The following is a 10,560-nucleotide window of genomic DNA, read 5'->3' as shown; positions in this document are numbered from 1 at the left end:
GCGCCGGCTGGGCCGGAGCAGGGGCGGCTGGACCTGGAACGGGGGCAACGGGTGCGGGCGGCGGAACGGGGGCCGGTGCGGCCGGTGCCTGCGGACTCTGGTTTACCGGGGCCGGGTTGCCCGGAGTGGGGTTCCCGGCGTCGGGCTGCCGGGCGGCGCCCTGGCCGGGACCCTGGGCGGCAGCCGCCGTGACTGCGGCCAGCCGGTCCTGCTGGCGCTGGCGGTCCAGGGCGTCCACGCGGGCCGATTCCAGAGCGACGGTGGTGTTCTTGAGGGTCGCGAGCTGGTCCACCAGCACGGTCCGCTGCGCGCTCGCCTCGGACACCGCCTTCCGCTCGGCATCGTTGGCACGCTCGGCGTCGAGCTTGCGGGTCTCCGCCGTCCGCGCGGCCTCGTCGGCCGCCCGGTTGGCGTCCTCGGCGGCAGCGGTCAGCGATTCGGCGGCAACTGCGGCGGTTTCGGCCGACTGGAAGGCTCTGGTGCGCCCGGCCGTCACCGCTTCGAGTGTGGCGGCCTGTTCCAGGGGGTTGCCGTTCCCGCTGACAAAGCTGCTCAGTGCGGGATTCAGCCCGCCGTTGCGGTAGAGATCGCCGGCGAGTTGGCCGATCTGCTTGCGCATCCTCTGCTCCTCCGCCCCGGCTGCCGAAGCCTTGGCGGCGGCAACCGCGGCGGTGTCGCGCCGGGACTGGAGCTCGACGAGGGCTTCGCCATAGGAATTGTTGGCCTGCAAGGAGGCTGCGAGGCTGGCTTCCTGGGCAGTGGAAGCATCCGCCAGGAGGCGGTCGATCGCGGTGACCTGCTCCGCCGTCGCGCTTTCACTGGTCTTGGCCGCGGCAATATCCTCCGGCGACGGAATTTCGGGTGAAGCGGGGACCTGAAAGACCGTTGGGAGCGGGTCTGCGTGCGCGGGCAGGGCCAGTGCTCCCAGGAAGACGACGGCGGCGCACAGCGCGGCCGTCTTTCGGCCGGAGCCGGTCCAAGTCATGGGCAAACCTCGCTGCAGTGTCGGGCTGGAGCGGGGAGTGTGGATTCCGGCGCGTGGAAACGTTCGGCTGATCCCCAGCACGGTCGAGGCTACGTGCCAATTGCCACTTTGGCAACACTGGTCACATCAATAACATAAACAACAACTGTGTCATTTGGTCACATTCCGGTGGGGCGTGTCGGCCGCAGCCGCCGTCACGTCCGGCTCAGGCGTGCTGGTGCGATTCGTGCTCCGCGTGGGAGAGCGGTTCCAGCTGGAAGGTGCAGTGTTCGGTGTCGAAGTGCGAGCCGAGGCAGCTGACGAGCTTGTCCAGGACCTGATCGGCGCCGCGGGCGCCCAGGGCCCCATCCTCCACCACCACGTGGGCGGAAAACACGGGCACGCCGGAGGTGATGGTCCAGATGTGGATGTCGTGCACCGACACCACACCCTCCACAGCGAGGATGTGCTCGCGGATCAGCTGCACTTCCACCCCCTTGGGGGTCGCCTCGAGCAGCACATCCACCACATCGCGGAGCAGGTGCCAGGCCCGCGGCAGGATCATCAGGGCAATCACGATCGAGGCGATGGTGTCCGCCGCCTGGTAGCCGCTGACCATGATGACCAGTGCGGCGGCGATCACGGCGAAGGAGCCGAGCAGGTCGCCCAGGACCTCCAGGTAGGCGCCGCGGACGTTGAGGCTCTCCTTTTGGCCGCCGCGCAGGATCAGCAGGGACACGAGGTTGGCGACGGCGCCGAGGACGGCGGCGTAGAGCATCACATCGGTGTGGACCTCGGGCGCGGAGCCCATCCGGCGGATCGCCTCGGTGAAGATGACCACCGAGATGACGATCAGCACCAGGGCGTTGGCCAGGGCAGCCAGCACCTCGGCGCGCTGGTAGCCGTAGGTGCGCTGGTCGCTCGCCGGCCGGGCGGCGATCCAGGCGGCCAGCAGGGCGATGAAGACTCCGGCCGCGTCGGAAAGCATGTGGCCGGCGTCGGCCAGCAGCGCCAGGGATCCGGAAACCAGCGCACCGATGATCTGGATCAGCACGACGGCGAGCGTGATGGCCAGTACCGCGATCAGGCGCTTCCGGTGCTTGGCAGTGCCGGTGGCAGAGGCGGAAATGCCGTGTGAGTGGCTGTGGTCGTGTCCCATGCCTACAAGGCTAGCCCCAGCCGAGCTCGTGCAGGCGGTCGTCGCTGATGCCGAAGTGGTGGGCGATCTCATGGATCACGGTTATCGTCACTTCCTCGATCACGTCCTCGCGTGATTCACAGATGTCCAGGATCGGCTGTCGGTAGATGGTGATGCGGTCCGGCAGCGACCCGGCGTCCCACCACGAGTCCCGCTCGGTCAGCGGCACGCCCTCGTAGAGGCCCAGCAGAACGGTATCCGGGTCCTCGCCGGGCTGCGGCGTGTAGTCGTCTTCGATGAAGATAGCCAGGTTGCTCATGGTCTTGGCGAGGTCCGGTGGGATCCGGTCCAGGGCGTCGTTCACCGCCGCTTCGAACTCGTTTTCGGACATCGGGAACGGTGTGTGGTCGTGGCCGGCTCGGGCCCCGCCGTCGTCCGGGCCGCCCGGGCTGCCCGGACTGCCCGGTCCGTTAGGGCCGTGCGGAACGATCGGCAGGCCGGGCGGGAGCGAAGCGGGCATAGCTGAAACTCTAGCGCCGAATCAGCGGGACCGCCGCCGGGTCAGCCCCACGCCTACGAGGCAGATGGCGCCGCCCGCCAGTCCCCAGACGGTGGGGACCTCCCCGAGCACGAGCCACGAGATCAGGATCGTGGTGCCGGGCACCAGATAAGTGGTGGCGGCCAGCCGGCCGGCGTCGATCAGCGACAGTGCATAGGCCCAGGTGGTGAACGCGATGGCGGTGGGGAAAACGCCAAGGTAGACCAGTCCCAGGGTGGCCGGCAGCGGGGCCGCCTGGAGTTCGCTGACCAGCTGGCCGCTGAAGGGCAGGCAGCAGAGCGCGCCGACCATGATGCCGAACCAAGTGGCGTGCGCCGCGGGGAATTTCCGCAGCACCGGCTTCTGCACAATGACACTGACCGCGGCGAGGGCGGCCGCCAGCAGGCAGAGCAGCACACCGGCGACGTCCGCCGTCGACCGCTGGCCGGAACCCAGCGCGATCACCGCGACCCCGCCGAACGCGACGAGGCTGCCGATGATCAGCCAGCGCGGGAAGCCCTCCTTGAGGATCACCCCGGCCATGATGGCGACCAGGATCGGGTTGACGTTGATCAGCAAGGCGGCCGTACCGGCGTCGAGGAGGTGTTCGGCGGCGTTCAGTGCGACGTTGTAGCCGCCGAACCACATCACCCCGTAGGCCAGGATGGGCCACCATTCACCGCCCCGGGGGAGGTTGCCCCGGACTTGCGGCAGCACCACCAGGCCCAGCACGACGGCGGCAATCGCCAGCCGGCCGAGCGTCAGGGCGCCGGGGGAGAAACTGGGTCCGACGGCCCGGATGCCCACAAAGGCGGAAGCCCACAGCACCACGGTGACAACCACGGCGGCGATGCCGAGCCTGCTGATCTGGCCCGGCTGCAGGGGGTGCTTTGCGGGCTGGGGTGAAAGAGCGGGCGGCGGCACTTCGTGGGTGCCGTCCGGGTGCATGCTGTCGTGGTGCGTGCTGTCCGGTTGGGGGGAGCCTGTCGGGGCGGTTGTGGCCATGCTGCCAATCTAGTCCGTGCGGCGCCCCGGGGACTGGCGGAAATCGGCCACGTCTAGTCGAGTTCCTGCCAAGGCCGCTGCGCCGGCCCCGGCGCACTCACCGGAGCGGGCGGGCGGCGGCCTGGATGGCCGCCGCGACCTCGTCGAGGGCTGCGGATCCGTGCCGCCATTGCTGCCAGTGGAGCGGCACATCCACGTGCGCCGCGGGGTCCAGGGAGACCAGCGTCCGGCGCCTCAGCTCCTCCGAGACCTCAATTTCGGGGAGCAGCCCCCAGCCCATCCCCCAACGGATGGCTTCGCCGAACTCGTGGGCGGCCGGGACATAATGCCGTGGCGGCTGGAGTGCCCTGCGGCTCACTGACCGCAGATACCGGTCCTGCAGCTCGTCCTTGTGGTCGAAGACGATGACCGGAGCGACGGCGAGTGTTTTCGTCACTGCCCCCTCGGGAAACCACCGGGCGGCGAACTCCGGGGTGCAGACCGGCAGGTAGCGCATCACACCCAGCCGCCGGGAGGAACAGCCCGGGGCGGCCTTGGCCGTGGTGGTGATGGCCGCGGCTGCGGCGCCGCTGCGGAGGAGCTCCAGCGAGTAGTCCTGGTCCTCGCGCAGAATTTCCAGCTGGACCTTTCCCGCCACTGCGGCCAGGCCGGGCAGTGCCCAGGTATGCAGGGAATCACTGTTGATGACCAGGGTCAGCCGGACGCTGGAGGGCTGCGCGCCCGGCTGGAGTTCTTCGGCCAGATCAGCCGAGAGCATGTCCAGCTGCCGGGCAAAGCGCACCACCGCGTGGCCGGACGGGGTGAGTTCAACGGGGCGGGTCCGCTTCAGCACGGGCCGGCCGACCGCGACCTCAAGGGCGCGGACACGCTGGCTCACCGCCGACGCCGTGACCGAGAGGTGGTTCGCGGCTGCCTCGAAGCTGCCGTGCGCCACGATTGCGGCCAGGGTCCGCGCCTGGTCCGGGTGGATGTCGATCATTAGTTCATCTTATGTTAGCCAAGAAATATTAACTGGTTTCATGTGCCCGCTCCCTCTAGCGTGAATCCTGTGATCCTCTCCCTCGTATCAGGCCTCGCAAGCGGGCTGTCCCTTATCGTCGCCATCGGTGCCCAGAACGCCTTCGTGCTCCGCCAGGGCATCCAGCGCGCCCACGTCCTGCTGGTGGTTGCCGTCTGCGCGCTGTCCGACCTCGTGCTGATTGGGCTGGGGGTGGCCGGGGTGGGCGTCCTCATCGAGCGGGCGCCCGGGGTTCTTGAGGTGGTGCGCTGGGCCGGCGCCGCCTTCCTCCTGGCCTACGGCGGGATGGCTGCCCTGCGGGCCATCCGCGGAACGCAGGCGGCGCGGCCGGCGGCCGGGCAGGCGGGATCCTGGGCGGCCGCGCTGGGTACCTGCCTCGCGCTGACGTGGCTGAACCCCCACGTCTACCTGGACACCGTCCTGCTGCTGGGATCCCTGGCCGGCACCCACGGGCCGGACGGGCGCTGGTGGTTTGCTGCCGGCGCGGGACTGGGCAGTATCGCGTGGTTCGTCGCGCTCGGCGCCGGAGCCCGGTTCCTCGCGCCGGTGTTCGCCCGGCCGGGCAGCTGGCGCGCGCTCGACGGCGGCATCGCCTTGGTCATGGTCACCCTGGCTGTCATGCTCGTAGCCTGAGCTGATCAGCCGTCCCGCACGGTACTTCACAACATCTTCACGAAGGAAACGCCCATGTACGTCCCCTCGCATTTCGCCGTCGACCAGGACGCCGTCACGGAGTTGCTCTCCACTCCCGGCGCGGCCAACCTGGTGACCTCCACGGAACACGGACTGCTCGCGACGCTGCTGCCGTTCATCTATGAGCCCGGGGCCGGCGAGCACGGGGCGCTGCTGGGACATGTTGCCCGCAACAACGACCAGTGGCGGCTGCCGGCATCGGGTGAATCCCTGGTCATCATCCAGCGGTCCGATGCCTACATTTCGCCGACCTGGTACCCGTCCAAGGCCGAACACGGCCGGGTGGTGCCAACGTGGAACTACACCACCGCGCATGTCTACGGCAGGCTCGTCATCCACGACGATCCGGTCTGGCTTGAGGACCTGGTCCGGCGGCTGACCACGCTGCATGAAGCGGCATCGGAACGGCCCTGGACCGTGGACGATGCGCCCGCCCGCTACCTCGCCGGTCAGCTCCGGGCGATTGTCGGCGTCGAACTTCTCATCACACGGGTTGAAGCGAAACGAAAGCTGAGCCAGAACCGGCCGACCGCCGACGTCGACGGCGTCATCGCCGGGTTGCGCGCCAAGGGGGACCTGGCATCGGCTGCCGACGTCGAACGGGCGCAGCAGGACCGCACCCGGGGGAGCTGAGCGCTTCCGGTGGCAGCCGCCGCCGATTTTGGATAATCCGGGGGTCTGCCCTTATAGTTTTATAGTCCAGTTCGGAGCAACCCGAAAGGACAAAAACGACAGGCTTCGGCCCTTAATTTTTGTCTTTGATTCAGTGGGTTTTATCCGAATGGCGTCCTGGCCCCCATCGTCTAGCGGCCTAGGACACCGCCCTTTCACGGCGGCGGCACGGGTTCGAATCCCGTTGGGGGTACGCAAGGAACTGGTCAAACCGGATGTGAAAGTCTGGTAGGCTAAAGGCCTTGAAAAATTGCAGTAGCGATACTGCAGAGAAGCAAGAAATTAGCAAGGCCCTGTAGCGCAGTTGGTTAGCGCGCCGCCCTGTCACGGCGGAGGTCGCGGGTTCAAGTCCCGTCAGGGTCGCTCTGATTGCCAGAAGAAATTCCGGCTCTCAAGGTGACGTGTCACCTAGGCTCTGTAGCTCAGTTGGTAGAGCGTTCGACTGAAAATCGAAAGGTCACCGGATCGACGCCGGTCGGAGCCACCACTGGGAAGCATCAGTTCTTTGGAACTGGTGCTTTTCTTCTTTAACGCCAGGCCAGCGGCGGGCCGGGGCGGCTGGTTCGCGGGTTAGCCGCTAACCCGCTCGCCGCCAACTGCACGCACCGGACCCCAGACGGGCGCCTTGTCGGTGGCAGGTACTAGGGTGGTCACAAAGAGAAGGGGGAGCGCCTCATGGAATACCAGAATTCTCAACCCGTTGCGGCTGTGGTGCCCGAATTGCCCATCAACGCGCCGATGCCCGGCGGTGGCCGGACCGTCATTTCAGAAGCCGCCGTCGCGAAAGTCGCGGGCATTGCCGCCCGGTCAGTTCCCGGCGTCTACTCCCTGGGGACAGGCCCGTCCCGCGCGCTCGGCGCCTTCCGTGACGCCGTCGGCAGCTCGGACCACGCCGCCGGTGTCCGCGCCGAGGTCGGCGAAACCCAGGTGGCCGTCGATATCGATCTGGTGGCCCTCTACGGCACGCCCCTTCACGCCCTGGCGGACCAGATCCGCGCCGCCGTGTATTCGGCGGTTGAGGAGCTTGTTGGGCTCCAGGTCATCGAAGTCAATATCGAAATCACCGACGTCTACGTGCCCGGCCCGCCGAAGCCCGGCGCCCCGGCCGACACCCGTACCGCAAGGGAGGCAATCCAGTGAATCTGACGGTTGTGGGGGTCGCAGTGGGTGCCTTCGTGGCATTCATGGCCTTCCAGTTCGGCGTCTGGGGTTTCCTGGGCGCACTGCTGTTAATGGGGATCGGAGCCCTGCTGGGCCGCGCCGCGGAAGGGAAACTGGACCTGCGCAGCGTGCTTGACGCCCTCACAGGCCGGCGTTCCTCCTCATGAGCGGCACCGCTGGCGCTGTCCGTGCCGCCGCCATGGCAGGGCACACCAGAATCAGCACCCAGGCGCTTACCAGCGTGGCGCGGGCCGCCGCGGCGGAATCCCTCGGTGTCACGCCGCAGGAGGTCCGGGCTGAGTGGTCGGACGACGACGGTCTCTTGGCCCTGTCACTTGTCGCGCCCATCACCGTCCCCTCGCTCACGGCAGTCCTGCGGGACGCCGGACGGGTCGCGGCCTTCGGCGGTTCCATCTGGGACCGCGCCGTCGCTGCCAAAGCCAGCATCCTGGACCGCGTGACCGAGCTGAGCGGTGCCCAGCTGAGCCGGGTGGACATCCGGATCAGCGGAGCCAGCGTGAGTGAAGGAGGCCGTGTCCATTGAGCCAGGACACCGATCACGATTCCGCCCACGGAGGCTACGGTCCGCCCGCTCCCGGCGCAGCACCTTCGGCGGCGAGTGCCGTCCCTGAGGCGAACGGCGCCGCGGGCATGGCAGTGATCCTCAAACGCGAAACCCACTCCTCAAGGGCTGTGGCCTCGATCATCGCCGCAGTCCTCGTAATCGCGCTGTGCGGCTATGCCCTCCTCGAAACCGCCGTCCGGGCGGTCGGACAGCCGCCCTGGCTCGTGGATCCGCAGACTGCGGCGGAGCAGCTGGTGGCGCTCCCGGACGGGGTCCCGATGCTCTTGCTCGGTGTCCTCGGTGCGGTGCTGGTGATGGCCGGGCTGTTTTTCTTCCTGAACGCGGTACTGCCCGGACGGCGGGCCCGCCACCTGCTGCGGGCCCGCCGCGCCGCCGTCGTCGTGGACGACGAGGTGATCGCCTCCGCCCTGGCACGCCGGGCCCGGGTGGCGGCCAATTTGAGTCAGGAACAGGTGATGGTGACGGTGTCCAGACGGCAGGTGCAGGTCAATGTCCGGCCGACCTCCGGCGTGCCGCTGAGCCCGGATGCCGTCCGCGCAGCCGTGCTGGATGAACTCCGGGACATGAGTCCTTTCCCCCTGCCGGACGTTCGAGTCAGTGTCTCCTCGGCAGGGGTGATTGGCGCGTGAACGGAACCCCCCGCCTCCTCAACCGGATTCTGCTCGGCATCCTGGGCCTAAAGCTCCTCGCCATCGGAGTCCTGCTCATCCTGCTAGCGAGCGTTCCCGCCGTGGGACGGTGGTGGCAGGACTGGGCCGCCGGGGTCTGGAGTATCTGGCGTGACCTCTTCGAACGCACGCGCTTCCCGGGGCGCTCGGAAAGCTGGCTGTGGCTTGTGGTGGTCCTGGCCCTGCTCCTGGTGATTGGCGTGATGGTGGCCTGGGGCGCCCAGCAGGGCAGGGGCAGGGCCAACCTCCTTGTCTCCGAAGAGGACCCGGGCGAGGTGCCCGGCAACGTCAGGATCGGCAGCGCGGTGGCCGAGCAGGCGCTCCGAGCCGCCCTGGCAGACCGTCACGACCTGGCCGGCGTCAGCGTCGCCACCTACGAGTTCCGCGGCGAGCCGGCCCTGAAAATCAGGATCGAACCCCGGCAGGGCGTGGCCCCGCACCGCCTTGCGGCCGAGGTGTCCGCCCTCGTGGAGGCGCTCGACGTCGCGATCGGCAGACGCACGCCCGTGCTCATCCATATCGGCGCCGGTGCCCGGTCGAGGTTCGGGCGGGCCGAGCGGGTCCGCTGACCCGTCGGGGTGAGCTTCCGGCAATATGTTTGCGCGATGTTTGCGCTGCCCGCCGGGGCCGCCCCGCGGGCCGGTTCCGCTGAAATGGCGCCGATCGGCACATAAAGCTGTGCGCCGCACAAGGGTCTCCTTTCCGTAAAGCTTCTGTGTAAACGCTTGCATTCCTCACCGCATGATGATTATTGTGATGGGCACCACATGAACGCACGCCGTTTTTTGTCCGGTACTCAGCGAGGAGACCCCCCAGAATGAAGAAATCGAAGTTCCTACTTCCCGTAGCCACAGCAGGCGTTCTCGCCATCACCCTCTCCGCCTGTGGCGGCGGGGGCGGCGGGGGTACTGCCGCCGGCGGCAGCGGCGGCGGAGACGCCGCGAACGGCCTGGACGGGCGAGGCCCCATCACCTACGTCCAGGGCAAGGACAACAGCAACGTGGTCCGTCCGCTGATCGACAAGTGGAACGCCGCCCACCCGAACGAGCAGGTCACGTTCAAGGAACAGACGGACAACGCCGACCAGCAGCACGACGACCTTGTCCAGAACTTCCAGGCCAAGAACGCCAACTACGACGTTGCGAGCGTTGACGTCGTCTGGACCGCCGAATTCGCCGCCAAGGGCTGGCTGCAGCCGCTCAAGGACAAGATGGCGCTCGACACCTCGAAGATGTTGAAGCCGACCGTCGAAGCCGCTTCCTACAAGGGCACGCTGTACGCGGCGCCGGAATCATCCGACGGCGGCATCCTGTACTACCGCAAGGATCTGGTCCCCACACCACCGAAGACGTGGGACGAGATGATGAGCATGTGCTCCATCGCCACGGCCAACAACATGGGCTGCTATTCCGGCCAGTTCAAGAAGTACGAGGGGCTGACGGTCAACGCCTCCGAGGCGATCAACTCCGCCGGCGGCGCCGTGCTCGACAAGGACGGCAAGCCCAGCCTGAACACGCCTGAGGCGAAGGCCGGCCTTGAAAACCTGGCCAAGGCCTACGCCGGGGGCCAGATCCCGAAGGAAGCCATCACCTTCCAGGAGGAGGAGAGCCGCCAGGCGTTCCAGGACGGCAAGCTGCTGTTCCTGCGCAACTGGCCCTACGTGTACAACCTGGCCACCACCGAAGGCTCCTCGAAGGTCAAAGACGTCCTGGGCATGACCGCCCTGCCGGGCAAGGCCGGTCCGGGCGCCTCCTCCCTCGGCGGCCACAGCGCCGCGGTGAGCGTCTATTCCAAGAACAAGGCCACCGCGCTGGACTTCCTGAAATTCCTCACCACTGAAGAGAACCAGAAGTTCTTCGCCACCCAGGGTTCGCTCGCACCGGTTCTCGGCTCGCTGTACGAGGATGCTGAACTGGTCGCCAAGCTCCCGTACCTGCCGGTGCTGAAGACCTCGATCGAGAACGCCGTGCCGCGCCCGGTCACCCCGTTCTACCCGGCCGTCACCAAGGCCATCCAGGAAAATGCCTACTCAGCCATCAAGGGTGAGAAGACCGTTGAAACGGCATTGTCCGACATGCAGAAGTCCATCGAGTCCGCTAGCGCGGGACAGTAGGTAC

At 67.7% G+C, this 10,560-nt stretch carries 13 protein-coding genes and 3 tRNA genes; 11 read left to right on the top strand and 5 right to left on the bottom strand.

Annotated features, from left to right (window positions below):
* The 5 genes from BJQ90_RS06570 to BJQ90_RS06550 form a co-directional block, all read right to left on the bottom strand.
* A partial coding sequence (locus BJQ90_RS06570; RefSeq protein ID WP_226759494.1) for a glycoside hydrolase occupies nt 1–985 on the bottom strand: 985 nt, incomplete at its 3' end.
* A gap of 205 nt (nt 986–1,190) precedes the next feature.
* Nucleotides 1,191–2,123, bottom strand: a complete 933-nt coding sequence (locus tag BJQ90_RS06565; RefSeq protein ID WP_226759493.1) for a cation diffusion facilitator family transporter — start codon at nt 2,121–2,123, stop codon at nt 1,191–1,193.
* 10 nt (nt 2,124–2,133) lie between these two features.
* Nucleotides 2,134–2,622 (bottom strand): metallopeptidase family protein, encoded by a 489-nt coding sequence (locus tag BJQ90_RS06560; RefSeq protein ID WP_226759492.1) that lies wholly within the window; start codon nt 2,620–2,622, stop codon nt 2,134–2,136.
* A 21-nt stretch (nt 2,623–2,643) separates the two neighbouring features.
* The gene (locus tag BJQ90_RS06555; RefSeq protein WP_226759491.1) at nt 2,644–3,645 is read right to left on the bottom strand and encodes a DMT family transporter; all 1,002 of its coding nucleotides are present in this window, start codon (nt 3,643–3,645) and stop codon (nt 2,644–2,646) included.
* 97 nt (nt 3,646–3,742) lie between these two features.
* Nucleotides 3,743–4,624 (bottom strand): ArgP/LysG family DNA-binding transcriptional regulator, encoded by an 882-nt coding sequence (locus BJQ90_RS06550; protein WP_226759490.1) that lies wholly within the window; start codon nt 4,622–4,624, stop codon nt 3,743–3,745.
* 69 nt (nt 4,625–4,693) lie between these two features.
* Here BJQ90_RS06550 and BJQ90_RS06545 point away from each other — a divergent pair, with 69 nt between their 5' ends.
* The 11 genes from BJQ90_RS06545 (at nt 4,694) to BJQ90_RS06495 (ending at nt 10,556) form a co-directional block, all read left to right on the top strand.
* Nucleotides 4,694–5,296: a LysE/ArgO family amino acid transporter gene (locus BJQ90_RS06545; RefSeq protein ID WP_226759489.1), complete on the top strand. Its 603-nt coding sequence runs from the start codon at nt 4,694–4,696 to the stop codon at nt 5,294–5,296.
* Between the two features lie 54 nt (nt 5,297–5,350).
* The gene (locus BJQ90_RS06540) at nt 5,351–5,989 is read left to right on the top strand and encodes an FMN-binding negative transcriptional regulator (RefSeq protein ID WP_226759488.1); all 639 of its coding nucleotides are present in this window, start codon (nt 5,351–5,353) and stop codon (nt 5,987–5,989) included.
* A 159-nt stretch (nt 5,990–6,148) separates the two neighbouring features.
* Nucleotides 6,149–6,221 (top strand) — tRNA-Glu (locus tag BJQ90_RS06535).
* 96 nt (nt 6,222–6,317) lie between these two features.
* Nucleotides 6,318–6,391: transfer RNA gene (locus BJQ90_RS06530), tRNA-Asp, on the top strand.
* 48 nt (nt 6,392–6,439) lie between these two features.
* Nucleotides 6,440–6,515: transfer RNA gene (locus BJQ90_RS06525), tRNA-Phe, on the top strand.
* A gap of 188 nt (nt 6,516–6,703) precedes the next feature.
* Complete coding sequence (locus BJQ90_RS06520) at nt 6,704–7,168, top strand: Asp23/Gls24 family envelope stress response protein (RefSeq protein WP_226759487.1); 465 nt, start codon at nt 6,704–6,706, stop codon at nt 7,166–7,168.
* Nucleotides 7,165–7,356: a hypothetical protein gene (locus BJQ90_RS06515; protein WP_226759486.1), complete on the top strand. Its 192-nt coding sequence runs from the start codon at nt 7,165–7,167 to the stop codon at nt 7,354–7,356. Before BJQ90_RS06520 ends, BJQ90_RS06515 begins: the two co-directional genes overlap by 4 nt.
* The gene (locus tag BJQ90_RS06510) at nt 7,353–7,733 is read left to right on the top strand and encodes a hypothetical protein (RefSeq protein WP_226759485.1); all 381 of its coding nucleotides are present in this window, start codon (nt 7,353–7,355) and stop codon (nt 7,731–7,733) included. Before BJQ90_RS06515 ends, BJQ90_RS06510 begins: the two co-directional genes overlap by 4 nt.
* Entirely contained in the window at nt 7,730–8,404 is a 675-nt protein-coding gene (locus BJQ90_RS06505; protein WP_413463647.1) for a hypothetical protein, read from the top strand. The genes BJQ90_RS06510 and BJQ90_RS06505 overlap by 4 nt, the downstream gene beginning before the upstream one ends.
* The gene (locus tag BJQ90_RS06500; RefSeq protein WP_226759484.1) at nt 8,401–9,012 is read left to right on the top strand and encodes a hypothetical protein; all 612 of its coding nucleotides are present in this window, start codon (nt 8,401–8,403) and stop codon (nt 9,010–9,012) included. The genes BJQ90_RS06505 and BJQ90_RS06500 overlap by 4 nt, the downstream gene beginning before the upstream one ends.
* A gap of 248 nt (nt 9,013–9,260) precedes the next feature.
* Nucleotides 9,261–10,556, top strand: coding sequence for an ABC transporter substrate-binding protein (locus tag BJQ90_RS06495; protein WP_226759483.1), 1,296 nt, complete (start codon nt 9,261–9,263; stop codon nt 10,554–10,556).
* Nucleotides 10,557–10,560 lie beyond the last annotated feature (4 nt).

Source organism: Arthrobacter sp. SO3 (assembly GCF_020532825.1).
In the GTDB taxonomy this organism is placed as follows: domain Bacteria; phylum Actinomycetota; class Actinomycetes; order Actinomycetales; family Micrococcaceae; genus Arthrobacter.
This window is presented reverse-complemented; position numbering and strand designations above follow the sequence as displayed.

Excerpts from the sequence above, each read along its gene's own strand:
- BJQ90_RS06510 (WP_226759485.1), top strand. The coding sequence starts at position 7,353 with ATGAGCGGCACCGCTGGCGCTGTCCGTGCCGCCGCCATGGCAGGGCAC.
- BJQ90_RS06540 (WP_226759488.1), top strand. The coding sequence starts at position 5,351 with ATGTACGTCCCCTCGCATTTCGCCGTCGACCAGGACGCCGTCACGGAG.
- BJQ90_RS06560 (WP_226759492.1), bottom strand. The coding sequence starts at position 2,622 with ATGCCCGCTTCGCTCCCGCCCGGCCTGCCGATCGTTCCGCACGGCCCT.
- BJQ90_RS06555 (WP_226759491.1), bottom strand. The coding sequence starts at position 3,645 with ATGGCCACAACCGCCCCGACAGGCTCCCCCCAACCGGACAGCACGCAC.
- BJQ90_RS06550 (WP_226759490.1), bottom strand. The coding sequence starts at position 4,624 with ATGATCGACATCCACCCGGACCAGGCGCGGACCCTGGCCGCAATCGTG.
- BJQ90_RS06565 (WP_226759493.1), bottom strand. The coding sequence starts at position 2,123 with ATGGGACACGACCACAGCCACTCACACGGCATTTCCGCCTCTGCCACC.
- BJQ90_RS06495 (WP_226759483.1), top strand. The coding sequence starts at position 9,261 with ATGAAGAAATCGAAGTTCCTACTTCCCGTAGCCACAGCAGGCGTTCTC.
- BJQ90_RS06520 (WP_226759487.1), top strand. The coding sequence starts at position 6,704 with ATGGAATACCAGAATTCTCAACCCGTTGCGGCTGTGGTGCCCGAATTG.